Source organism: Sphingobacterium spiritivorum, assembly GCF_016724845.1.
Lineage (GTDB): Bacteria > Bacteroidota > Bacteroidia > Sphingobacteriales > Sphingobacteriaceae > Sphingobacterium > Sphingobacterium spiritivorum_A.
Genome location: NZ_CP068082.1, coordinates 176,190 through 198,638 on the forward strand (window position 1 = coordinate 176,190; position 22,449 = coordinate 198,638).

Annotated in this window: 21 protein-coding genes and 2 tRNA genes; 13 read left to right on the forward strand and 10 right to left on the reverse strand. The window is 39.9% G+C overall.

The window, feature by feature from the left end:
* Window positions 1–2 precede the first annotated feature (2 nt).
* Complete coding sequence (locus tag I6J03_RS00840; RefSeq protein WP_201694075.1) at window positions 3–989, reverse strand: glycosyltransferase family protein; 987 nt, start codon at window positions 987–989, stop codon at window positions 3–5.
* Window positions 990–1,142: 153 nt separating this feature from the next.
* On the opposite strand from I6J03_RS00840, the gene I6J03_RS00845 reads away from it, so the two are divergent.
* Together I6J03_RS00845 and I6J03_RS00850 are read left to right on the forward strand one after the other, a co-directional pair.
* A complete protein-coding gene (locus I6J03_RS00845) occupies window positions 1,143–2,090 on the forward strand; it encodes a zinc dependent phospholipase C family protein (RefSeq protein ID WP_201694076.1) in 948 nt (315 codons plus the stop codon).
* A gap of 95 nt (window positions 2,091–2,185) precedes the next feature.
* Window positions 2,186–4,087, forward strand: a complete 1,902-nt coding sequence (locus tag I6J03_RS00850; protein WP_157600440.1) for a TonB-dependent receptor plug domain-containing protein — start codon at window positions 2,186–2,188, stop codon at window positions 4,085–4,087.
* 190 nt (window positions 4,088–4,277) lie between these two features.
* On the opposite strand, the gene I6J03_RS00855 is transcribed toward I6J03_RS00850, so the two are convergent.
* From I6J03_RS00855 to I6J03_RS00865, 3 genes are read right to left on the reverse strand one after another with little or no spacing between them, the layout of a single operon-like run.
* Window positions 4,278–5,000 carry a ThuA domain-containing protein gene (locus I6J03_RS00855; RefSeq protein WP_003007396.1) on the reverse strand — a complete coding sequence of 241 codons (723 nt, stop codon included), beginning with the start codon at window positions 4,998–5,000 and terminating at the stop codon, window positions 4,278–4,280.
* A 1-nt stretch (window position 5,001) separates the two neighbouring features.
* Window positions 5,002–6,072: a 3-dehydroquinate synthase gene (gene aroB, locus I6J03_RS00860; protein ID WP_003007398.1), complete on the reverse strand. Its 1,071-nt coding sequence runs from the start codon at window positions 6,070–6,072 to the stop codon at window positions 5,002–5,004.
* Window positions 6,073–6,104: 32 nt separating this feature from the next.
* On the reverse strand, window positions 6,105–6,311 hold the full coding sequence (locus I6J03_RS00865) for an RNA-binding S4 domain-containing protein (protein WP_002994127.1): 207 nt from the start codon (window positions 6,309–6,311) through the stop codon (window positions 6,105–6,107).
* A 97-nt stretch (window positions 6,312–6,408) separates the two neighbouring features.
* On the opposite strand from I6J03_RS00865, the gene I6J03_RS00870 reads away from it, so the two are divergent.
* A complete protein-coding gene (locus tag I6J03_RS00870; protein ID WP_003007402.1) occupies window positions 6,409–7,608 on the forward strand; it encodes a proline dehydrogenase family protein in 1,200 nt (399 codons plus the stop codon).
* Window positions 7,609–7,709: 101 nt separating this feature from the next.
* Entirely contained in the window at window positions 7,710–8,321 is a 612-nt protein-coding gene (locus I6J03_RS00875) for an HAD family hydrolase (RefSeq protein WP_003007406.1), read from the forward strand.
* Between the two features lie 14 nt (window positions 8,322–8,335).
* On the opposite strand, the gene I6J03_RS00880 is transcribed toward I6J03_RS00875, so the two are convergent.
* Together I6J03_RS00880 and I6J03_RS00885 are read right to left on the reverse strand one after the other, a co-directional pair.
* Window positions 8,336–9,700 carry a hypothetical protein gene (locus tag I6J03_RS00880; RefSeq protein WP_003007408.1) on the reverse strand — a complete coding sequence of 455 codons (1,365 nt, stop codon included), beginning with the start codon at window positions 9,698–9,700 and terminating at the stop codon, window positions 8,336–8,338.
* A 3-nt stretch (window positions 9,701–9,703) separates the two neighbouring features.
* Window positions 9,704–10,312: an RNA polymerase sigma factor gene (locus I6J03_RS00885; protein WP_002994119.1), complete on the reverse strand. Its 609-nt coding sequence runs from the start codon at window positions 10,310–10,312 to the stop codon at window positions 9,704–9,706.
* Window positions 10,313–10,536: 224 nt separating this feature from the next.
* Here I6J03_RS00885 and lysS point away from each other — a divergent pair, with 224 nt between their 5' ends.
* A complete protein-coding gene (gene lysS, locus I6J03_RS00890) occupies window positions 10,537–12,255 on the forward strand; it encodes a lysine--tRNA ligase (RefSeq protein ID WP_003007410.1) in 1,719 nt (572 codons plus the stop codon).
* A 74-nt stretch (window positions 12,256–12,329) separates the two neighbouring features.
* On the opposite strand, the gene I6J03_RS00895 is transcribed toward lysS, so the two are convergent.
* Complete coding sequence (locus I6J03_RS00895; RefSeq protein WP_003007412.1) at window positions 12,330–12,818, reverse strand: lipocalin-like domain-containing protein; 489 nt, start codon at window positions 12,816–12,818, stop codon at window positions 12,330–12,332.
* A 229-nt stretch (window positions 12,819–13,047) separates the two neighbouring features.
* On the opposite strand from I6J03_RS00895, the gene I6J03_RS00900 reads away from it, so the two are divergent.
* A complete protein-coding gene (locus I6J03_RS00900; protein ID WP_003007414.1) occupies window positions 13,048–13,434 on the forward strand; it encodes a YchJ family protein in 387 nt (128 codons plus the stop codon).
* A 74-nt stretch (window positions 13,435–13,508) separates the two neighbouring features.
* Here the strand turns inward: I6J03_RS00900 and I6J03_RS00905 are convergent, their stop codons facing one another.
* Window positions 13,509–15,512 carry a M13 family metallopeptidase gene (locus I6J03_RS00905; protein ID WP_201694077.1) on the reverse strand — a complete coding sequence of 668 codons (2,004 nt, stop codon included), beginning with the start codon at window positions 15,510–15,512 and terminating at the stop codon, window positions 13,509–13,511.
* 168 nt (window positions 15,513–15,680) lie between these two features.
* Between I6J03_RS00905 and I6J03_RS00910 the strand changes: the two genes are divergently transcribed.
* From I6J03_RS00910 to I6J03_RS00920, 3 genes are read left to right on the forward strand one after another with little or no spacing between them, the layout of a single operon-like run.
* Window positions 15,681–16,352: a YgjP-like metallopeptidase domain-containing protein gene (locus I6J03_RS00910; RefSeq protein WP_003007419.1), complete on the forward strand. Its 672-nt coding sequence runs from the start codon at window positions 15,681–15,683 to the stop codon at window positions 16,350–16,352.
* Window positions 16,309–16,677, forward strand: a complete 369-nt coding sequence (locus tag I6J03_RS00915; RefSeq protein WP_003007421.1) for a hypothetical protein — start codon at window positions 16,309–16,311, stop codon at window positions 16,675–16,677. The genes I6J03_RS00910 and I6J03_RS00915 overlap by 44 nt, the downstream gene beginning before the upstream one ends.
* A 2-nt stretch (window positions 16,678–16,679) precedes the next feature.
* Window positions 16,680–17,867: an oxygenase MpaB family protein gene (locus I6J03_RS00920; protein WP_003007423.1), complete on the forward strand. Its 1,188-nt coding sequence runs from the start codon at window positions 16,680–16,682 to the stop codon at window positions 17,865–17,867.
* A gap of 36 nt (window positions 17,868–17,903) precedes the next feature.
* Here the strand turns inward: I6J03_RS00920 and I6J03_RS00925 are convergent, their stop codons facing one another.
* On the reverse strand, window positions 17,904–18,545 hold the full coding sequence (locus I6J03_RS00925) for a hypothetical protein (RefSeq protein WP_003007425.1): 642 nt from the start codon (window positions 18,543–18,545) through the stop codon (window positions 17,904–17,906).
* A gap of 112 nt (window positions 18,546–18,657) precedes the next feature.
* A complete protein-coding gene (locus I6J03_RS00930; protein ID WP_236586213.1) occupies window positions 18,658–19,614 on the reverse strand; it encodes a helix-turn-helix domain-containing protein in 957 nt (318 codons plus the stop codon).
* Window positions 19,615–19,927: 313 nt separating this feature from the next.
* Between I6J03_RS00930 and I6J03_RS00935 the strand changes: the two genes are divergently transcribed.
* The 4 genes from I6J03_RS00935 to I6J03_RS00950 all read left to right on the forward strand — a co-directional run bounded on the left by I6J03_RS00935 (window position 19,928) and on the right by I6J03_RS00950 (window position 22,448).
* Window positions 19,928–20,003 (forward strand) — tRNA-Gly (locus tag I6J03_RS00935).
* An 11-nt stretch (window positions 20,004–20,014) separates the two neighbouring features.
* Window positions 20,015–20,099 (forward strand) — tRNA-Leu (locus I6J03_RS00940).
* A 644-nt stretch (window positions 20,100–20,743) separates the two neighbouring features.
* Complete coding sequence (locus I6J03_RS00945; RefSeq protein WP_003007433.1) at window positions 20,744–21,346, forward strand: hypothetical protein; 603 nt, start codon at window positions 20,744–20,746, stop codon at window positions 21,344–21,346.
* A 13-nt stretch (window positions 21,347–21,359) separates the two neighbouring features.
* Window positions 21,360–22,448 (forward strand): hypothetical protein, encoded by a 1,089-nt coding sequence (locus tag I6J03_RS00950; protein ID WP_003007435.1) that lies wholly within the window; start codon window positions 21,360–21,362, stop codon window positions 22,446–22,448.
* Window position 22,449 lies beyond the last annotated feature (1 nt).

Here is a 22,449-nt window from a genome sequence, read left to right on the forward strand (position 1 = left end):
TTTTATTTGTATTTGTTTAAGATGTTATCGACAATTTCCTGCGTATAATCCGGATAATGAACTTCAACCTTATTACGGCTGTTCAACCAGGCTTCTATAGCGTATTCATTTTTTTGCTTAAGACTGCTGATCACCGGTACCCCCATCTCTTCCAATGCCGCAGCATTCAGATGCTGTTCATATTGATTTTTCATAGGAATGACCAATAATTTTTTATTTAGAAAAAGGGCTTCTGCAGGAGTTTCAAATCCGGCTCCGCAAAGGACACCGGACGCAGTAGACATACTTTTCACGAATTCTTCACTATTGATGGGCTGTATATATACATTACGCATCCGGAAAGGCTTACTATTATGTTTGCTGAAAACCTCCCAGCGTATATCCGGAAATTTACTCAAATGCTTCAATAAATGAGCATCATCATACGAAGGCAGGTATACCGTATAATGACCATGATCTTCCGGCTCAATATTACGTATAGACTGCCGGATGACAGGGGTAAAAATGTGGTCATTATAAGACTTGAAGTGAAATCCGTAAGATTTGGAACTTGGAGCATAATTTTTCATAATGAATTTACCCAGCATATCCTTTTCTTCCGGTTTAGGACTTGATGCATCCAGTGCACCGATCTGATGGCTCAGCCCTATACACGGCTTATCTTTAGAGTAGCATGCCCAGGCCGAAATAGGTTCAAAATCATTGATAATCAAATCATAATTTTCGATTGGCAAAGATTTAATCTCCTGCGTAAACTTTCTTACTGTAGAACTCATGAACGTTTTCCATAAATCCACGCCTCCTGATTTGCCGAAGATAAAACTTAAGCCGTGAAGCTTATACTTCACCTCAAACGGAAGATTGATATCCGCCTGAATACCACTTACAAGTACATCAACATCTGCTGTTTTGCGTAAGCACGGAACAATGTCCATAGCCCGGCATAAATGTCCATTTCCAGTTCCCTGGACGGCATAAAGTACTTTCATATAGTGTCCTTATATAGTTTGCAAAATACAAATTAATACCGAAAATTTAACGTTAATTAATTATTAAGTTACAGTCTGCTCAACTAACATTTAACGCAAAAACCCCTGTTTCATTAATATAATACGTACATTAGAAGTCCTAAATTATGTCATATGAAGAAAATATACCTGATGCTCCCTGGTCTATTGATCTGTCTGCTTTGCAGCTCATGGGGATTTTATGCACATAAGCTTATCAACAGGAATGCCGTATTTACATTGCCCACTGAACTAGCCGTATTTTATAAACAAAATATAGATCAGATTACGGAAAAAGCCGTAGATGCCGACAAACGCTGTTATATTGATTCCGCAGAATCTCCGCGACACTTTATTGATCTCGATGCATACGACACGAATACATTAGATACACTACCTGTACATTGGTCCAGAGCTAAAGAAAAAATCGAACAAAAACGGTTATTGTCCAATGGTATAGTTCCCTGGCAGATCTATATCACCTATCAAAAACTTGTCAAAGCCTTTATAGCCCGCGACAAAACAAAAATTATCCGGCACTCCGCAGATTTAGGACATTATGTAGCGGATGCACATGTACCGCTACATACCACCAAAAACTATAATGGTCAGTATACTGACCAGATAGGGATTCATGCTTTTTGGGAAAGCCGGTTGCCTGAAATGTTTGCCCCACAATACAAGCTGACAACAGGAAAAGCACAATTCATCACCGATCCCGCAGCTCTCGGTTGGGCTATTGTATATGAAAGTGCTCCACTTGCCGATACAGTACTCCGTATTGAAAAAGAGCTTTCGCTTCGCTTCCCGGCCTCACACAAAAAAACTTATCTCACCCGCAATAATGTGTTGATTCTCACCTATTCAGATGCTTATGCAAAAGCCTATCATGAAGCACTTAACGGAATGGTTGAAATACGTATGCGAAAAGCCATCTACAGGATTGGCAGCCTATGGTATTCTGCCTGGATAGAAGCCGGACAACCCGATCTTCGGAAATTAAAAAATAAAGATTCAGAACCGGAGAGCATTATTCCTTCTCAATCCCCTCAGATACCCATGGGCCGGGAAGAATGGCCTTGATCAAAATAACATTTCTGTCATTTGGATATTTAAATACCGGAATGTATCAGATCATTGTTAAATTTTATAGCTTTGGCAAAATTTTTAACATGATTATGCGAAAATCAATACTGATACTCCTGTCTTTAGGCAGTACTATAGCTGTATACGGACAAAAAGCCTCATTAAATACTCAGGAGATTGAAACTCGTCAGGATACAACCAAACTAAACGAGATTATTATCAGTGAAAACAGACTTCAGATCCCTTTTGCCAAGCAAAGCCGAAATATCCAGATTGTAACCAGTGAGGAAATAAAAAGATTACCGGGAAATTCTTTAAATGAAATCCTGCAGTCAGTCAACGGTGTAGATATACGTCAGCGGGGACCTTTCGGCTCACAAGCAGATATCAGTATTGACGGCGGTAGTTTTGAGCAAACACTGGTACTGGTCAATGGTGTCAAAATGGCTGATCCGCAGACTGCTCATCATGCCCTCAATCTGCCAATTCCTTTAGATGCCATAGATCGTATTGAAATCATTCGCGGTCCGGCATCCAGAATATATGGTATCAACAGTCTGACAGGTGCAATCAATATCGTCACGAAGAAACCCAAGGAAAGTTTTATTTCGGCACATGTATATACTGGTAGCTCTTTTAAAGAGAATGAAGAGAAGACATCAGAAAAATACTATGGAGCAGGCACACAAATCGGAGGAGCCTGGCACCAGGAAAAACACAATCATCTTTTCTTCTACAATTATCAGAAATCAAACGGACAACGCTACAATACAGCATCCGAAAATAACAAACTGTATTATCAGGGTGAATATAATCCCGGAGATGCTGATCATATCAACTGGTCTGCAGGTTATATTGACAACAAATTTGGGGCAAACGGATTCTATGCCGCACCTGGAGATAAAGAATCTCAGGAACGTGTAAAAACAGCATTTGCAACGCTATCTTCAAGGCATCAACTTACAGATAAACTCTCTGTTTCCCCCCGTATAAGTAACCGTTACAATGAAGATGACTACCGGTATTATCGTCAGGATTTTTCAAAAGCCCGAAGTAAACATTTTAACAATGCCCTTACAGCCGAACTGAACGGAGTTTATCAGACTTCATTCGGAGATTTCGGATTAGGAATAGAATCCCGCTGGGAACGGATCAACAGCTCTAATATAGGAACACATAAGAGAGAGAATCAAGGTGCTTATGCAGAATTCAAGACAGAAGCAATACAAAATCTGATGATCAACGTAGGTACCTATGTCAATTACAATTCGGACTATGGATGGCAGGTCTTTCCGGGAATCGACCTGGGCTATGATCTGGACAGCAGATGGAAGCTGGTATTAAATGCAGGAAGTAGCCAGCGTATACCTTCATTTACAGATTTATATCTGAAACAACCCGGAAATATAGGAAACCCTGACCTGACGTCGGAGAATGCCTATCAGGTAGAGACCGGAGTAAAGTACATCAACAATAACCTTATTATTCAGGGAGGATATTTTTATCGCTCTATAGCCGATTTTATTGACTGGACAAGAGAAGTCAGCACCGTACCTTATCAACCCTTCAATATCGGCACCAATAAGGTCAATGGTTTGAACACCTCATTACGCTATCAGATTGGAAATGATCAGGATATAATGAAGTATTTCATTAACATCGGATACAACTACCTCCGCCCTTCAATCAAAAAGGAAGAACCGGGTACAGATTCAAAATACGCAATCGAAAGTCTGCGTCATCAGGCTATTGCTAATCTGACAGTACAACACAGAGAATGGTCATTGACAACATCCAATCGCTTTTACGAACGTATTTCTTATAAATCCTATTTTCTGTCGGATCTTAAGTTAGCCTACAGCCTGAACAAAATCAGTCTTTATGCAGATGTACAGAATATTTTTAATGTCACATATATACAAGCCGGAGCCGTTCCTATGCCAGGTATATGGTACAGTCTGGGAGCAAAATTCAACTGTTCTTTCGTAAGATAGGATAATAGTCCCAAGCGGACTCTTGCCAGAAAAGGAACCGGGAACCTATTTTCCACCTATAGCGCAAGCATTAGCGGAGCGGTGCTTGTGCTTAAATTATAAAAGCCAATAAAATACTTATCTAATTGTATAAAGTATTATGTTTATATGGGAACAAGCGGACCGCTTGCTCCAGAATACAGCTAATAAATTACTTTATCTTGAGCACATACCGCAATCCGCCCAGCACATGTTGCTGAAAGTCGGGCTCATCATAGGCTTCTTCTGTATGTCCCAGTCCGGTATAAAATATACGGCCACCTTCAAATTCTTTGTACCAGGCTATCGGGTGATTGCCGTTCATTTTACCACCTTTATAGGAAGTTTCATCCACTTTCATCAGCACCTTATTATCCGGCTGAATATCTCTGAAATCATACCATTCATCCTTATGTTTCCATTCTTTGGGCAAATGCTTTGTTGACGGATGCTTGCGATTGAGCACATGGATCAATGCCTCCTGTACAGCCGGATGGCTCACAAAATATCCACCTACCATCTGACCGTACCAAGGCCAGTGGTATTCTGTATCGCTGGCCGCATGAATACCGACAAATCCCTTTCCGGAGCGTATAAATTTTTGAAAAGCTTCCTTTTGACTGTCGTTGAAAATATCTCCTGTGGTACTTAAAAACAATACCGCATCATATTTCGACAACTGATCATCAGAAAACACACCTGCATCTTCACTGTGATCAGAAATCATATGATTCTTTGCCAGAAGGTCTTTCAACACCTCTGCACCGTGTTCAATGCTCTTGTGACGAAAGGCTGCAGTCTTGCTAAAAATCAAAACTCGTTTTTCTCCTGCTTGTGCAAATGCAATATGTACAAATACAACAGAAATAATGAATAGTGTAAACAGTCTTTTCATGTTACTCTGAAATTAATTCTCTATAAAAATCTAAACTTTCTATAATCAGTTCTTCTTCCACATAATGATCATATGTACAAGATCCTATGCCCGTCAATAAAGCAAATCCTATTTTGGATCCGGCATTTTTCTTATCGTTTTTCATCAGTGCAATAAACTCGTCGTAGTTTTCAATCGAAATCCGATAGTCGGGATAATGATTTCTGAACGTCGCTATCAGATCATCCAGTTCTTCCTTACTGAGACCAGTCAGTTTATGCGAAAGATATCCTTCACAGATCATTCCTATAGCAATAGCCTCACCATGCAAAAGGGGTTGATCATCATTAAATAATGAAAAGCCTTCTATTGCGTGACCGATGGTATGTCCGAAATTAAGAATCTTACGAAGTCCCTTTTCAGTCGGATCCTGAGTAATAACCTCATTTTTGATTTCTACAGAACGGAAAATAATGTCAGTACTGATGCTTCGTACATCCGTCAGCCCTTTGATAGTATTGTACAAATCTCTGTCGAATATCAGACCGTGTTTGATCACTTCCGCAAAACCGGAGTTTAGCTGTCTGTTATCCAGTGTATGGAGAAAATTAGTATTAATAAACACCGCCTGAGGTTGGGTAAATGTTCCGATAATATTTTTCACATTATCCAGATCGATTCCCGTCTTACCTCCTACCGATGCATCTACCTGACTCAGCAGCGTAGTTGGGATCTGTATAAATTCTAATCCCCTTTTGAACGTCGAAGCTGCAAAGCCACCCATATCCGTGACCACACCTCCTCCCAGATTAATCATCAGACTTTTACGGTCTGCACCAAAATCAAGCATGGTCTTCCATACTCCAATACAGAAATCAATGTTTTTATTTTCTTCACCAGGATCTACTTCAATGATATCGTAATCCTTCACATCATTAAGGACCATTTGAAGAATAGGAAGACAGTGATCGTTTGTATTGCGGTCTACTAATACCAGAATTTTTGAATATTCGCGCTCTGCTAGAAAAGTTCTCAAGGAGGCTAAAGTATCATCGAATACGACCTGATACCCTAAGCTGTTTATTACGTGCATGTCTATAATTATTGTAGGCTAAGATACGTTTTTTATACCACTTTTACCTGCTGTCCGTCAAATTCAACAATATCTCCGACTCTCACTTTGAGACGTTTACGAAAATCTACTTCACCGTTATATTTCACATACCCCTCTGTTACAACCCATTGTGCCATTGCACCATGTTCTACCCAATTCATTGCTTTCAGCAATTGAATCATAGCGATATACTCTCCCTCTAATTTGAACGTTTGCATAAGACAAAAATAATTTAAAAAAACAGCATTCCAACAGGAATGTTTAGGTCTTTTAAGTAACAAATGTTTAATTTTGTCTCCATATTAAAACTACAATATGTCAAACACAGCTGCACCCGGTAAATTATCCTTTGATAATACGGAAATAGCATTTAAAAGTAAGAGTGATAAAGATCTGGACCGCGCCTACTGGTTGTTTAAAATGGTGGCTAGCAATACCCTGATCAAAATCGGAACTCCGATTACTAATTTTTCGCTGAATATTGGCCTTCCGATACAAGGCATTATCAAAAACACCATTTACAAGCAATTTTGTGGTGGAGAGACTATACAGGGTTGTGCCCCTGCAATACGTCAATTAGGGGAAAACGGTGTAGGCACTATATTGGACTACTCTGTAGAAGGTGAAGATACCGAAGAGGTTTTTGATTACACCTGTGAGGAGATTCTCCGGACCGTAGCCGCAGCTAAAAATAATCCCTATATTCCTTTTTCAGTATTCAAACCTACAGGATTGGGAAGATTTGAATTGTTTGAAAAGGTAAATGCGCAAAAGGAACTGTCCGACATGGAAAAGGTCGAGTATCAGAAAATGTGGGAGCGCACCAATCGTATCTGTAAAGCCTGTTATGAAGCAGACATTAAAGTACTGGTAGATGCGGAGCACTCCTGGATACAGGATGTGATTGACGATATCGCCAGAGAAATGATGGAATTGTACAATAAGGAAAAACCTATTGTATATAACACTTACCAACTGTACAGACATGACAAATTAGCTTCGTTAAAAGCAGACTTTGCCTATGCACGTACTCAAGGTTTCTACCTGGGAGCAAAAACAGTCCGCGGAGCATATATGGAAATTGAAAGAGAACGCGCAGCACAAAAAGGCTACCCTTCTCCGATACAACCCACAAAAGAAGCTTCGGATATCGATTATAATGAAGCAATCTTATTCTGTCTCGATAATATTGAGCAGATTGGCTTAATGGCCGGTACACATAATGAGGCGAGCAGTCTGTTACTGGCCGAAGAAATGAACAAACGTAATATCAGTCATCAACATCCGCATATCTTTTTTGCTCAACTATTGGGGATGTCAGACAACCTGACATTCAATCTTGCAGCTGCAGGATACAATGTAGCCAAATATATGCCGTATGGCCCTGTAAAAGCTGTTATGCCTTACCTGTTCCGTCGTGCACAGGAAAACACTTCTGTAGGCGGACAGACCGGACGTGAACTTTCCCTCATCATTAAAGAAAAAGAGAGAAGAAAATCTTCCCGAAGAGCATAGGGAATCACTATTTCTTCAAATCATAAAAACAGCTGCGGAAACACAAAATATCTTCCGCAGCTGTTTAATTTCTAATATTTTTACAGTACAGTCCTCAAACTATGACCTCCGAATCTCAACGCAAACTTCAGAAACTTCAGAAAATCACTGCTCCATATGAAGCCTTACTCTATGATGTAGACGGCACGCTGGCAGATAACATGCTGGCACACAAACTTTCCTACAAAGCTGCCGCTGCAGAATATGGTGTAGATCTGGATACCGATCTTATCGATGAAACTGCCGGATGGCCCACCGTAGCCGTAGCTAAAGAAATTGCAAAGCGCTATCAGACGACATTTGACTTTGAAGTATTCTCGAAACGAAAGTCTGCTATTTTTATTGAGCGTTTTATTCAGAATACCCAGCCTGTAGATTATGTGCTTGCACACCTGCTGGCTAATGAAGGCATTAAGAGAATAGGAATCGTATCCGGAGGATCAAGATCGACCTTACAGATCACCCTTAAAGTAATAGATGTGGAAGGCCGGTTTGAGACATTAGTTTGTGCAGGGGATACGCCCAAAGGAAAGCCTGATCCTGCACCGTTTCTACTTGCTGCCGAACATCTGGGTGTAGATCCTCAAAAATGTATTGTACTGGAAGATGGAGATCCGGGAGTACAGGGCGCCATCAATGCAGGTATGGGCTGGGTCAGAATAGACCAGCTGTAAAAGTTGTTTGCAGCCTAAAAATTCGTAATGACCTTAATACCTCCATTGGAGTAATTAACATCAGAATTTTTAAACTGCCCCAGTGGCAATCTGTAAAAGGGTTCAACAGATATTGAAAACGTCTTTTTGATCGGCAACTTACGCCCTATAGACAGATTGATAAAACCGTTAAATCCGTTTGTCTCGACATTCTGTTCGTTAGATTTCACCGTTTTATTTACTGCCTGTATATTATTTGATTCGGCAGCTCCTACTCCGTTTGCATTTTTACCGGCAAAAGTATTTCCGTTGATATTTTCTACATAATGATTCAGACGCTCCTGTTGCAATACGGACACCATAGACACTCCGGCCGTGGTATACAGATTCCGTGTGATGGCATATTTCATTTCCACAGGTATATCCAGAGTCAGTACTGAACCAGATACTGCAGTAAAATTGGGATTCAATCTGGACTGTGCACTTGACATATCTATGAGATAAGCATTGTTCGATACAGGCGAATCCATATATGCCGGAGATGCTGAAGACGGTTTGCCCGGATTAAGTGCCATAGCCATCTGGTAATTCTGCAAAGAAACTCCGGATCGTACGCTCAGTTTTTTACTCAGATTATAGGCAACAGAAAGCCCTCCACCCATACTCACCTCACTACTGGCACTGGCCGGAGATACAAAAGCACCTAGTTCCCATTTACGTCCCATACCTTTAGGTCTGTTTATCTGCTGATGGGCTAATGTCTGTTGCTGGTTCTCTGTACCCAGGACACTCAGACTGAATTTGGATTCCTCTTTCACTTGCTGTGTCGCACCAGCTGTTACACAAATGATGGTCATTTCTACTTCGTTTTTAGATTGAAGTTCAGATAAATGTCCACCTATCTGGCTTGTTGTCAACATTGCTGTACGCAACTCGTTAAAAGGCACACTTACACGTGCAGACTGATCTGCAGCAATATATGTTGTTGCATGCTGTTGAGGGTCAGAAAGTGAAGCAAGACGATTTTCCAACCCATTTGAAGAAGAATTTATGATATTTGGATGAACTTGATTCACATTCGAATCTGAAGATTCAACAGGAGCTGAAGAGCCGTCTTGTCCTGCCCCCGACACTGCAGGCTGTGTTGTTTTTTCTTTTTTGGCAATCGTATTTACACCTGTATTATCCCCCTGCAGATCGCCTGTATTATATGTAATATAGCAAATACCTAAAGCCAAAAGCACTGCGGCAGCGCTCCAGTAAGGCCATAGCACGCGCGATTTCCTTCCTTTATCCAAAGAAGCAAATTTCTCCCAGGCGCCTTCCCGGTACGGCAATTCGTAATCTCGTAGCTTATCCGCTATGTCATCAATTAACTCTTTTTTATTATCCTTTGCCATTTCTTAACTTCTGTGATCTGCAGTATTGAACTGCTCTACATATAATTTTCTTAACTTCTGCTTTGCTCTTGTCAGATATGTACGTGAGGTGCTGTCCGGAATATTCAGCAGCGACGCAATCTCATCATGTGAAAAACCTTCTACTTCGTACATATTGAATATGGTACGTTGAATATCCGGTAATTCATCCAACAATTTTAATATATCCTGAACCTCCAGTGAGGAATGATTATGTACAGCATGAGGGACAAGCTCATATTCGGACACATCATCCAGCATCAACATTTGCTTCTTACTTCTCAAAAAGTCTATAGATTGATTGACAGCGATCCGTGCTATCCAGGAACGAAACGATTTTTCCAACCGCTCCTCCTCCACATCGAGATTAAAAGAATCTAATTTTGAAAAGGCCTTTACAAAACATTCATTTACGACCTCTTCAGATTCCATTTCATGCTTAATGTACCGAATAACAATGGCCATCAAATAACCATAATACTTTTTGTACACATATGCTTTACCCCGTTCTCCACGCCCCATACCACAGTCATCCAGAGCTTTACGCAGGCTCATGGGCTCTTTTTGGTCAGTGTATTTACGAAGTAGTTTCACAAATGGCGGAGATTGTTTTTGCTAATTTAACATCAATTTACTAATTATTGTATACATTAGAAATCCACCGTCATTTAGTCTGCACTAAAGATTTAAACATATTTTAGCATATAACGGTCTTCAAACCGCTTTCGCTACAGCCTGATTACATTTTTCTATTTTAAATGTCTGCATCCATTTTACCTATAAAATTCCTACTTTTGCAACTTAATAATTGAAAATAAATGAGTACTGTATTATCCGAACAGGAACAACAACGTAGACAAGCTCTTCAAGCGCTTATTGATTTGGGAATCGACCCATATCCTGCCGAGGAATTCGATGTCAATGTGACGGCAGCTGATATATTGGAAAACTATGACCGCGACAAGCTGAACTATAAGACCGTCAGTATTGCCGGTCGTATGATGACCAGACGCGTGATGGGGAATGCATCCTTTATCGAATTACAGGATTCTACCGGTCGTATTCAGGCCTATTTCAAACGTGACGATATCTGTCCCGGAGAAGACAAGACACTCTATAACACGGTTTTCAAAAAGCTATTGGATATCGGTGATATCATAGGTATCAAAGGCTATGTATTTACTACACAGACCGATGCCATCTGTATTCATGTGGAGCAATTTGTCGTATTGGCCAAATCATTGAAACCGCTTCCGGTAGTAAAATCTGCCGATGGTAAGACGTTCGATGCTGTGACTGATCCCGAATTCCGCTACCGCCAGCGTTATGTGGATCTGGTAGTCAATCCGCAGGTAAGAGATACTTTTGTAAAAGTATCAAAAGTAAAAACGGCCATTCGTGATTTCCTGAATGAGCAGGGAGCATTGGAAGTAGATACTCCGGTATTGCAATCTATTCCGGGTGGTGCTGCAGCAAGACCATTTATTACGCATCACAATGCTTTAGATATTCCATTATACTTGCGTATTGCGAACGAATTATATCTGAAACGCCTTATTGTTGGTGGTTTTGATTGGGTATATGAGTTCAGCCGTAATTTCAGAAATGAAGGCATGGACCGTACACACAATCCGGAATTTACCGTATTAGAGTTTTATGTAGCCTACAAAGACTACGTATGGATGATGGAAACTACTGAAAAACTTCTTGAAAAAGTAGCATTAGCCACTAACGGAACTACTTCTGTACAGGTAGGAGAAAATCAAATCAATTTTGCTCCGCCTTATAAACGAATTTCTATTTACGATTCCATCAAAGAATATACTGGATTTGATGTGAGTGAAATGGATGAAGTGGGCCTTAGAGAGGTATGTAAGCAACTGCATATCCCGACTACCGAAGCCATGGGTAAAGGTAAGCTGATCGATGAGATATTCGGAGAGAAATGTGAGGGCAATTATATACAGCCGACTTTTATCACAGACTATCCGAAAGAGATGTCTCCGCTGACTAAAAAACACCGAGAGAAAGCCGGATTGGTAGAGCGCTTTGAATTAATGGTAAACGGCAAGGAAGTAGCAAATGCTTACTCTGAGCTGAATGATCCGATTGATCAGCTGGAGCGTTTTGAAGATCAGCTTAAATTAATGGAACGTGGTGATGATGAAGCGATGTTTATCGATTATGATTTTGTACGTTCACTAGAATATGGAATGCCTCCTACAGCAGGTATCGGTATAGGTATTGACCGTCTGGCGATGCTGATGACCAATCAGGCATCTATACAAGATGTGTTATTCTTCCCTCAAATGCGCCCTGAAAAAGTAACGAAAGTAGCTTCTACAGAAGATTACACAGCATTAGGCATACCGGCTGAATGGGTACCTGTATTGCAGAAAATGGGTTTTACAACTATTCCGGCATTGAAAGAAGCAAATCCGAATAAGGTATTCAACGACCTTGGAGGAATGCGTAAAAAGATGAAACTGGAAATCAGTATGCCTGCGAAGGATGAAGTATTGGCCTGGTTTAATTAAGACTAGAGTATTACATAGAAAAAGGGTTCAAAATTTCAATTTTGAACCCTTTTTCTATTTCAGACATCCGTAACCTAATAATCTGTTTGTCTTTCTAACTGCGCTTCTTTATATTGCGCTTTCTTGTGCTTCTGCCAGGTCATATACGAATTGACCATCACACCGTTCGAAAGAATGGGTTCAGTGGATTTCAGATACAATACATCTCCTTCAAAATCAAAGATGCGTTCCTGTGTCTGTCCTGCCCAATTCGGAAATAAAGAAGTTTTGATCTGATAAGAAACCACTCTGTTTTCCAGAATCTGATAGGCTCCGCTAAAAGCAATAAACGTATTGATAACAGCAAGTGACTCTTCCTGTGTCGCTGCAAAACGGTCGCCGGAAACAAGGGGCGGACGATTCTGAGCCATAATCTGTACGGACATAAAGCCATCCGGACTATACATCAATATTCCTTCCGGATTTTTCCCGACAGGAAATAATGAATCGGATCCATCGATGGGCAATTCTATATATGAAAGGAGCTTCCAACTCCCTACCAGTTCATTTTTTATTGAAGTCATAACGGGGTTAATTCTATTTAGCAATTTTATCTATAACGTAAAAGTACACATTATAGTTTATACAAAAAGACGTTGTGATAATCACATGACATTACGGTATAAAAATAAAAACGGAAGAATATTTCAACTTATTTAGCATGCCCTGAAACAGTCATTTATATCTTAGCCAGATACAAATCTGCAACCGTCTGAAAGAATGTATTTATATTAGCTTATTAAAAAAACTTATATGGTTCAAAAATGTCCCTGTGGTAGTGGCGAAGATTACCTGGATTGTTGTCAGAATATACATAAAAACCTTCAGGAAGCTACTTCTGCAGAAAAATTGATGCGGGCAAGATATGCAGCATTCTACTTAGGATTGATTGATTTTATCTACAATAGTTTCCATCCTACTACGCGACGTTTTCAACAAAAAAACGATATCAGACAATGGGCTCATGAAAACAAGTGGATGCACCTCGAGATTATTCATGTGACTCCGCAAACGGTAGAGTTTAAAGCCCATTACATGGATCCGCAATCCGCCATTCAGATACACCATGAAAAATCAACTTTTAAGAAATTTAATAACACATGGTATTATGTGGATGGAAAAATTATGCAGGTAAAATAAGAAAGGGTTTCTGAAAAGTGCGTACACATTCAGAAACCCTCCTGCTCAATTCTAATATTGATATGAATCTGTGATTACCAGATCACGATTCTATTTTGCTGAGGCACATACATTTTGTCTCCTTCTTTCGTCTGGAAAGCTTCATGGAAACCATCCATATTGACAATAGGCGCAAATGCACGATACTGAGCAGGCGAATGCGGATCCGTTTTCACCTGATTCACGACATACTGATCTGTAGTTTTTGTTCTCCAGATCGTTGCCCACGACAGGAAGAAACGTTGCTCCTGTGTAAAGCCATCTATCAATCCCGGATTACCTTTATCTTTCAGGTACATTTTCAGTGCATCAAATGCTACAGATGCCCCCCCAAGATCTCCGATATTCTCCCCTAATGTAAAACGACCATTAACAAATACACCAGGAACAGGTTCGAATGCTTCAAATTGCTTGACCAATGCATCAGCAGAGGCATCAAACTTTTCTTTGTCTTCCGCAGTCCACCAGTTATTGAGATTACCGTTACCATCATATTGTGCGCCTGAATCATCAAATCCGTGAGACAATTCATGACCTATAACAGCACCTATTCCGCCAAAGTTAATGGCTGCGTCAGCTCTGTAATCATAGAATGGTGGCTGAAGGATCGCAGCAGGGAATACAATCTCGTTAAACAAAGGACTGTAGTATGCATTGACCGTCTGAGGAGTCATGCTCCACTCCGATTTATCCACAGGCTTACCTTGTTTTGCACGATTCTCTTCAAAAGCCCATTTGTTGACATGCGATGCATTTTCAAACAGCGAGGTCCCAATAGATAATTTTGAATAGTCCTTCCATTTGTTTGGATATCCGATCTTCACATTAAATTTAGAAAGTTTCTCTAACGCTTTTTCTTTTGTAGCAGGAGACATCCATGTCAGATTTTTGATGTGTACTTCAAAAGATTTCAGCAGGTACTGTACCATTTCTTCAGCAGCAGTTTTGGCCTGAGGAGGAAAATTATCTTTAACATATACTTTTCCTAACAGATCCCCTACCCTGGCATTCACAAATGCTAATCCTCTTTTGTCTAAAGCACGCTGTTCCTGCTGCCCGTTTAATTTCTTACCCCAGAAATTGAAAGATAACTGATCCAGATCTGCTGTCAATAAACCGGCCGCATTATTCATAACATGAAAACGAAGGACTTCTTTGATCTGAGCAAGATTTTCAGGTTTCAGGATCTGATCCAGTTCCTGATAGTATTTCAATTCGGATATGATAACCGTATCAGCTTTGAATCCTAACTCTGAGATGTATTTGGCGATATCAATATTCTTCACCATTTTATTCAGATCTTTTACCGCAACAGGGTTATAGCGTTTTTGCGCATCACGGGATTCTTCGATAGTTTTTAAACGGGAAGCAATCTCTTTCTCAAAAGCAACTACTTTAGGTCCTTTAAGATCTTTTGTACGTTGTCCGACAGCAGTGTTTAAAGCGGAAATATATTCGGAATAATCGGCTAGTGTTTGTTTATTCTTTTCATCTACTTTCTGATAATAAGAACGTCCAAGCCCCAGATTTGCTGCTCCCAGATAGATCGCATTCATACTGCTGTTTTTCATATGTGCATAGACGCTTGCTCCAAAAAACGGATTGCCTCCTTCAGGCGCAACCTCTAACAGATATTTGTACAGATCATTGAAGTTTTTAATGGCATCGATCTTAGCCAGATAAGGTTTGATCGGCTCAATCCCTTTTGCATTACGTGTATCGAAGTCTACATACGAACGGTAGAGATCAGCAATTTTTTGTCCGTCTGAGCCTTTTTCAAATTTTTGAGTCAGCGATTCTTTAAGAATTTTTAAGGTTGCTTCATCTGTGTTTTCACGCAATTCTTCGAATGAACCCCATCTTGCTTTATCAGCAGGAATTTTTACGGTTTTCATCCAGTTACCATTTACATAACTGTAAAAATCATCCTGAGGACGGACGCTTTTATCCATAAAATCAGGATTGATCGCTTTTGCGGATTGTGCAAATGTACTCCCCGTTCCCATGAGCAAAACTGCCATAGCTACATACTTTTTCATACAACTGTAATTTGTTTTAATTGTTATATCAACTATCCGTCAAACATCGTTTGCAAATCGCTGAGAGACAAACTTAATAAAAGTTTAATACAATAAAAGGTAACGATTTTATATTTTTTGTATGCCGGATCACTTAATATTCACCGATATACTTTATTTTAGTTGCATATGAAAATCGAAATCGATGGAATCTGGTATGAGTGGGTGCCTTCTGTCCGTGATACCTTTAAGGTACTGGAGCAGGATGGTACATTTGTACGCCTGCAGGTACCAGCCTACGCCGATGAAGCATTCGTAAAAAGCTATATCAGGACACATCGAGCGGTACTTTTGAAAGATCTGAAATCCAATGCTACAGACACTATTGAGCCTATAGAAATATTTGGTATCCCTCATTTTGTACATCATCAGGAAAATTGTACACAACCTTATATCAAAGGATTTCGCATTTATCTCAACACCAATGACAGGCAATGGAATGACCGGTCAATCAACAGCTTAAAGAAGACCCTTTTACTTCAATTGATTATACAATTAGTCGGGCATTGGGAAGAACAACTTGATTTATTAGCCGGCGAAATTGTGATACGTAAGTTACGCAGCAACTGGTATAATACGGATAAACAGAACTGTAACCTGACTTTTGATACAGCACTGACAGATCAGCCGGCAGATTATATTACGTATATTGTGATCAGAGCATTATTGTCACTGCAGATAAACTCTAAAAAAGAGCAGGAACATCAATTGGATCATCTGCTGCAGGGATGGCAGGAAAAAGAAGAAGCATTAGCATATGAGCGGACAAAATTTAGAGATAAAGATTACGATCAGCAATAACGAACTGCGAAGCATACAGGAGGATCCGCAGCAATTGATCACTCATATATCTTCAGAGAATTGGGAAGCACTAAAGTCAGGAATAGTGGATCAGTTAGCCGATCGTGATGGCGCACCACAACTGGATCAGATCCGTATACAGAACTTCCGATGGGATGAGAATAGCCGTAAGGGATCATTCCGGATGCAGTTTCTGATCAATCGCCATTTTTGTTGCAGCGATACGGAAGCATGTGCTATGGATTATGTAGACTGGAATTTTGTATACAATGCCGGTCTGTTATCTGCTGACGCAAATTATGTTAACTGGACATTAGATAATTGATCATGCAGAAAACCCCGCAGCGATATCGTGTAAATACATCTTCCTTTCAACATTATTGGACAAAGGGGGCCGGAATTGCGCTGTTACATAAATTGGGATACACTCCGGCGCTGGAAAAGGCTGATCAATATATCCCCCTACTCTTCCAAACGGATGAAAGCTGTGATTACCTTGTCAAACAGCTCCATAAGCATGAAGGCTTTAAAAATGGGAATGAAGAGGTGCTTCGTTTTTTGAAAGAAGGACAGCATTATTCCGGCACATATGCTCCCGTTTTGAAATCATTTTTTGATTCCTTTAAACGACGCCCGGATTGGGTCAATGAAGATTTACTCAACGTTGGGACCGAACTCAGCAGGCGTCCCGGGATCAGTGCGCTTATTGTCCTCCGGGATTATTGCCTTATGGGTGGTTATGAATCTTCAGCTATTAACAAACCGCTTATTTATACAGGTGCACTCAAAAAAGGGGCTGTAAAGCGATTGACAGATACGGTGACTTTCTGGGTCAATATTACCAGAGCAGGTGCTTTTGATGCTGACGGGGAAGGTTTTCAAAATGTTATCCTGACCCGTATTATTCACTCTTTCTCCAGAGTCAATATTCTGCGTTCTACCGATTGGAATGCAGACAAGTGGGGACAGCCTGTCAACACATGGGATTTATTAGCTACCAATTTGGGATTTTCGCTGGTCTTTATCGTTGGCTTACGCCGAATGGGATATGCTCCGACAGCACATGAAGTGAAGGGATTATTTCACTTCTGGAAGTATGTTGGTTACCTTATAGGTATTCCGACAAATCTTTTGCCGGATACTGAAGAACAAGCTATAGAAGCACTTTATTATTGGACTATGACACAGGCAGACGGAGATGAAGATTCAAAAGCACTTGCCATGGCACTGAAGGAAGAACCCGTAAAAGCTTTCTTTCCTCCCTCCCGTACAGGACGTATGATGATGAAAGAAATACATCTTTACTACAATAACTTCTTACTCGGAAATTACTCCTGCAGACTTCTGGGTCTGCGCAACACGGTATTCGGTAAGATCGCATATCTTAATATCCTGAAAAACGAAAGAGAAGAAAAGAAGATATACTTACCCGGCTACAGAGAGCAAATGATCCGCAAAGGAGGTGAAGAACAGGATAAGGTAAAACAAATCTATCTTAAATATAACAACGGGTAGTGATCTATTGGATTCACTACCCGTTTGCCAATTATTCTATTTCCCTTTCATAATCAAGGCTTCGTGTGCGCTGCCACGCATCCACAATAACCAATTGACACAGGATACAGCACATATATTCAGAATCCCGAAATATACTATCCAGATCTGAAATCCGAAAAAGTAAAACATGGGTATCCAGTATCCGAATACACTCCAATAGGATGCCATACAGATCTGACATTGAATAACGGGTTTACGAAAGTATTTATTCACTACATATTCTTCATCGGTTTTGTAGCAGCGAGTGACTCCCTTATCATCGGTCTCCATGCTGATCTTTTCATCGATCTCTTTCAGCACCTGTCTGATCCGCTCCCCTGGTTCCGGGGAACTGTTGTCATAGATCAGACCATTTCCTGAATTTACCAGTGTATCGTTTTTGAGCTTTTGCTGCAGTTTCTCAAATAATATATCCCATTGTTCTCCGCTGTAATATACCTTTACATGTCGTACACGGCTCAGGTATTTAAACAAAGGATATAAGATCATTTCACTGTCTTTATCCCTTCCGTCAGGAAGAACTTCCGTCCCTCCTTTTGCAGCTATGCGTACACCCAGTATAAATAATGATTGCAGAATAACATAGCCTAATGCTGCAAATACCAAAAAGAAAAGTTCATGTACTTGTATCTCCATAACAGATCTCCTTATTTTAAAAAATGTTCTTTATTCAACAATACAAAATTCAGGATATCAGTCAATTGTTAAAAGAGACACAGCACTGAAGAAATGGTACAAAGCACAGATTTTAGATTGCCTGTGTATACTGCTGCCGAAACTGTGCAGGTGTCATTCCGGTATGCTTTCTGAAAAAACGACCGAAATAAGACTGATCTGAAAACCGGAGACGGGTAGCGATCTGTGCGATAGTATCATCGGATTGTACCAGATGTGATTTGGCTTCGGCCAGCAAATGCTGATAGATAAAATTACTTGCGGATTGCCCGGTGATCGCTCTCACCATATCATTGAGATAATGCGGGTGTACAAAAAGCAGATCTGCATAATCGGACACCTGTCTGCAAGTCAGGAAATGAGCATGCACAAGCCGTTTGAATTTACTTACCAGCTGCTCCTGCCTAGAATGCGTGATTGTTTCAGCAGATAGTTGAATATACATACGTCCGACCTCCAGCAAGAGCGCATTGAGATAAAGCCTCGTAAGCAGATCATCGTTATAATTTTGCCGGTTTGTGTACTCCTGTTTCAGCTTATCAAACAGAGGTATAAGTTGCGCCATTTCTTTCTCTTCAAGACAGACAAAAGGATCATTATCGGGAATAAAAAAGGGATATTCCATCAGTTTAATCTGGTTTTTCAGGCACAATAAAAAGTATTCCGAATCAAAACTACAATGATATCCTTCAATATCCGCAGACCAGTGCTGTATTTTATGTAAGGTATTTTCGGGGATAAAATATAAGGTCCCTGCTTCAAAAGTATAGGTCTGATATCCGATAGTTTCTTTAGCTCTCCCTTTTGTAATTAAGATCATGCTGTAAAAACCTTTTCTTGTACTGTGAAATGGAGTATTCCGCTGACAGGATTTGATCATTTCCAACGGTACAATGGAAAGAAAATTTTGAAAGACTGTATGTTTTACTGATCCGCAAACTTCGCATACATCTACACTGTTATTTTTAAATTGATGTGCTGTAGCAAAGTTCTCCCCATCAGCATTTTTATTTTTTTGTATTACCTCCATGTCTGCATCCGTTAAATAACATACAAAAATAACATTCCCGTTTATTAAAAGCAACTTTGTTGCTTTTAATAAACGGGAATGTATCAGTCTTGACATCTTACAGACTATCGAGGCCTGTCCATTCTATGCGATATTCAGGAAAACAGAGTCTGTCAAGCCCCAATGCACTTTTATACATAAAAATTATCTCACACAGATTGAGCACATTAGTATTAAAAGCAATATATTTTTGATAAATAAATTTTGCAATTCCGTTTTTCTCTCTATATTTGCATCACCAAAACGGAAAGAGCTACTGCTCGGAACGTAACAAGCGAAAGTAGCTCAGTTGGTAGAGCACAACCTTGCCAAGGTTGGGGTCGCGAGTTCGAATCTCGTCTTTCGCTCCACAATATCACCTGCCTAGGTGGTGGAACTGGTAGACACGCAGGACTTAAAATCCTGTTCCCGTTAAGGGAGTGCGGGTTCGATTCCCGCCCTAGGTACAGCTAAAACCGCTTCAAATAAATTTGAAAGCGGTTTTTCTGTTTTACAACCAAAAGCAGCACATTCCTATAGAAGTTGAATCATACTGATCAAGCGCAAAAGTTGTGGAGTAGATAAAAATTAAACAGATATTTTATTTAGATGCGCGATTCATTCAAAGGCCTGTTGCCACTAATTATTCCAGAAGGAGTTGCAGATTATTTTGAAATGACCCATTATTCCAAAGATTCCGGTAGCTCAGGTATATTGCTTTTGAAAAAAAGTATAGTCCAATAAGCAAAAACGCTATAAAACCTCCTTTTCGAACCGGTATAAATCTATCAAAGGATAAAGTTGAACTTGACACACTGTATTAATGGAAACATACAAGAGTTCTCAATTTACTAATTGCAGAATTACTGATCCTGAAGTAATGTCGTGATCGGCCATAGAGATTACGAATCATTCCAGACGTATAAAAGAGAGCTGATTGTTGACTCTAGCTCTATGAAAGGAAAAACAATTAGTTTTTAATTCTTTCTAATGTACGGTTTCCCGTAATTAAGATTAGAAGGTGAAATGTAATTTTAAAAATACAACCTCAGGTTGTAGGATGTATAAACAATCTTTATCTATTTCACTTACACAAAAACTATCTTAAATTATGAGAATTATTGCAGTAATTTTCGCAACATTCATCTTATATGGATGTTCCAAAACGATGGAGTCGGGACTAAATGAGGTGCCCATAAGTCAAAGGGGATTCAATTTACAAACTCTTAAAAGCTTTTCAAAACAGCGTGGTCTTTTTGAAAAAGGCAGAGGCTTACAAAAACTCGCTTCCCTTTCCCCGGATAATACAGTCCGGAATTTTAACGATCTGCTATTATGGGATTATGCTATTAAGGAAGTTAATACCACAACAGATGACTATTCCTACCTGGTTCCCGTACAAGGCATCCAGGTAAACTCTGATATCGGAGAAGGTATTGCCAAAAAGGGTTACCGAATTATTAACTTCTACACAGACAAGACTAAAGACAAAGTATACCTACGGATCAGAGATTACAGACCCAGCAGTGCTTTTATAGACAGTCTATCAATTGCTAAACAAATTCCTTTAGTAAACAATGATTATAAGGAATACAAGGATCTGCTTGCAGGAGAGGAATTCACCGGGCACATTATGGTATATAACCTTAATGGAAGTCCTTTTAAGCTTGTTCAGGCAAAAGAAGGTAAGGTGATAAATTCAATACAATATTAAGCGGGAGGAAATCATGAAAAAAAGAAAAAACCTTCAGCGAATATTCTGGGTTATCATATTGTTGACAGTAAGCAGCCTTTATAGTCGTATAACAGGTCAAAGTGCACAACAACCCGAAATGGAACAGGAAGTTGAATACAGTATGAATAGCCGGGAGCAATGTCAGAGCTCCAATGTCGGAGAACCTCTTGATGCAATAGATGATGAGAACGAGGTTGGTAGTGGATTGACAAATGATTTTACCTTTACAGGAATGAATTATATAGGAGAAGTATTTGTAGCTCCACCCAACACTAAACCCAAAAGTGGAAACTGTGGTGGAGGAAATAATGGAGCCGGTATAGGAACTGGGACGGCCCCTGTGGGTGGAGGAAGTGGCCCGGGGCCGGAACTCGATCCAAAAAAGAAGCTAATTGCCGTCAAACGAACAGATTGCGATGGGATCAACACAGCAAATAAAGTGACCTCAAATGAACTAGTGCAAAAGAAAATACAGGAGATTAAAAATAAGTCTTTGGAATACGGGACAGCGATTATGTTTAGTGATCCGGGGAGTATAAATACGGTAACATTAGGAACTACCAATTCCGGATCAGAGAACAATGTAAAGATCTCTCCGGCATGGGATCAAAATAGAGGGTATCACACAGGCTATATACATAACCACCCCTCAGGATCTGCTCCAAGTCCAGCAGATGTGCTTGGTCCTATACACAACCTGAACGATATGATGACTCAGGCAAACATTAGTGAATCACAAATGCGTCATTATATCGAAAATTTTAGCTCTATTGTAGTTAGTGGTGATAATGTATATACCATCACTATAAAAGATGTCTACCACTATGCACAAATGAAACAGGTTTTTACGCCACAAAGGGCTAGTATTGAGAAAAGAAGTTATGAGATTATGGCAAAAGAATATCTGAAAAATAATAAAATAGAATCACCCACTCCTGAACAGCTTCAGGAAGCCGGAGAGTTTGCCCTACTCAGACTCTTTGATCAAATGATTCATCTGAACAAACAGAAAATCGGAGAACAGGTTAAAAATCAATCAATTAAGCGGGACGGAAAAAAAGTTAAAAAAAGTGGATGTTAAT

Bases quoted from the DNA above. Each gene is read 5' to 3' on its own strand.
- I6J03_RS00870 (WP_003007402.1), top strand. From the start codon at position 6,409: ATGTCAAACACAGCTGCACCCGGTAAATTATCCTTTGATAATACGGAA.
- I6J03_RS00840 (WP_201694075.1), bottom strand. From the start codon at position 989: ATGAAAGTACTTTATGCCGTCCAGGGAACTGGAAATGGACATTTATGC.
- I6J03_RS00900 (WP_003007414.1), top strand. From the start codon at position 13,048: ATGGTTCAAAAATGTCCCTGTGGTAGTGGCGAAGATTACCTGGATTGT.
- I6J03_RS00930 (WP_236586213.1), bottom strand. From the start codon at position 19,614: ATGGAGGTAATACAAAAAAATAAAAATGCTGATGGGGAGAACTTTGCT.
- I6J03_RS00880 (WP_003007408.1), bottom strand. From the start codon at position 9,700: ATGGCAAAGGATAATAAAAAAGAGTTAATTGATGACATAGCGGATAAG.
- I6J03_RS00875 (WP_003007406.1), top strand. From the start codon at position 7,710: ATGACCTCCGAATCTCAACGCAAACTTCAGAAACTTCAGAAAATCACT.
- I6J03_RS00865 (WP_002994127.1), bottom strand. From the start codon at position 6,311: ATGCAAACGTTCAAATTAGAGGGAGAGTATATCGCTATGATTCAATTG.
- I6J03_RS00850 (WP_157600440.1), top strand. From the start codon at position 2,186: ATGCGAAAATCAATACTGATACTCCTGTCTTTAGGCAGTACTATAGCT.
- I6J03_RS00945 (WP_003007433.1), top strand. From the start codon at position 20,744: ATGAGAATTATTGCAGTAATTTTCGCAACATTCATCTTATATGGATGT.
- I6J03_RS00855 (WP_003007396.1), bottom strand. From the start codon at position 5,000: ATGAAAAGACTGTTTACACTATTCATTATTTCTGTTGTATTTGTACAT.
- I6J03_RS00845 (WP_201694076.1), top strand. From the start codon at position 1,143: ATGAAGAAAATATACCTGATGCTCCCTGGTCTATTGATCTGTCTGCTT.
- I6J03_RS00905 (WP_201694077.1), bottom strand. From the start codon at position 15,512: ATGAAAAAGTATGTAGCTATGGCAGTTTTGCTCATGGGAACGGGGAGT.
- I6J03_RS00895 (WP_003007412.1), bottom strand. From the start codon at position 12,818: ATGACTTCAATAAAAAATGAACTGGTAGGGAGTTGGAAGCTCCTTTCA.
- I6J03_RS00925 (WP_003007425.1), bottom strand. From the start codon at position 18,545: ATGGAGATACAAGTACATGAACTTTTCTTTTTGGTATTTGCAGCATTA.
- I6J03_RS00910 (WP_003007419.1), top strand. From the start codon at position 15,681: ATGAAAATCGAAATCGATGGAATCTGGTATGAGTGGGTGCCTTCTGTC.
- I6J03_RS00915 (WP_003007421.1), top strand. From the start codon at position 16,309: ATGAGCGGACAAAATTTAGAGATAAAGATTACGATCAGCAATAACGAA.
- I6J03_RS00920 (WP_003007423.1), top strand. From the start codon at position 16,680: ATGCAGAAAACCCCGCAGCGATATCGTGTAAATACATCTTCCTTTCAA.
- lysS (WP_003007410.1), top strand. From the start codon at position 10,537: ATGAGTACTGTATTATCCGAACAGGAACAACAACGTAGACAAGCTCTT.
- aroB (WP_003007398.1), bottom strand. From the start codon at position 6,072: ATGCACGTAATAAACAGCTTAGGGTATCAGGTCGTATTCGATGATACT.
- I6J03_RS00950 (WP_003007435.1), top strand. From the start codon at position 21,360: ATGAAAAAAAGAAAAAACCTTCAGCGAATATTCTGGGTTATCATATTG.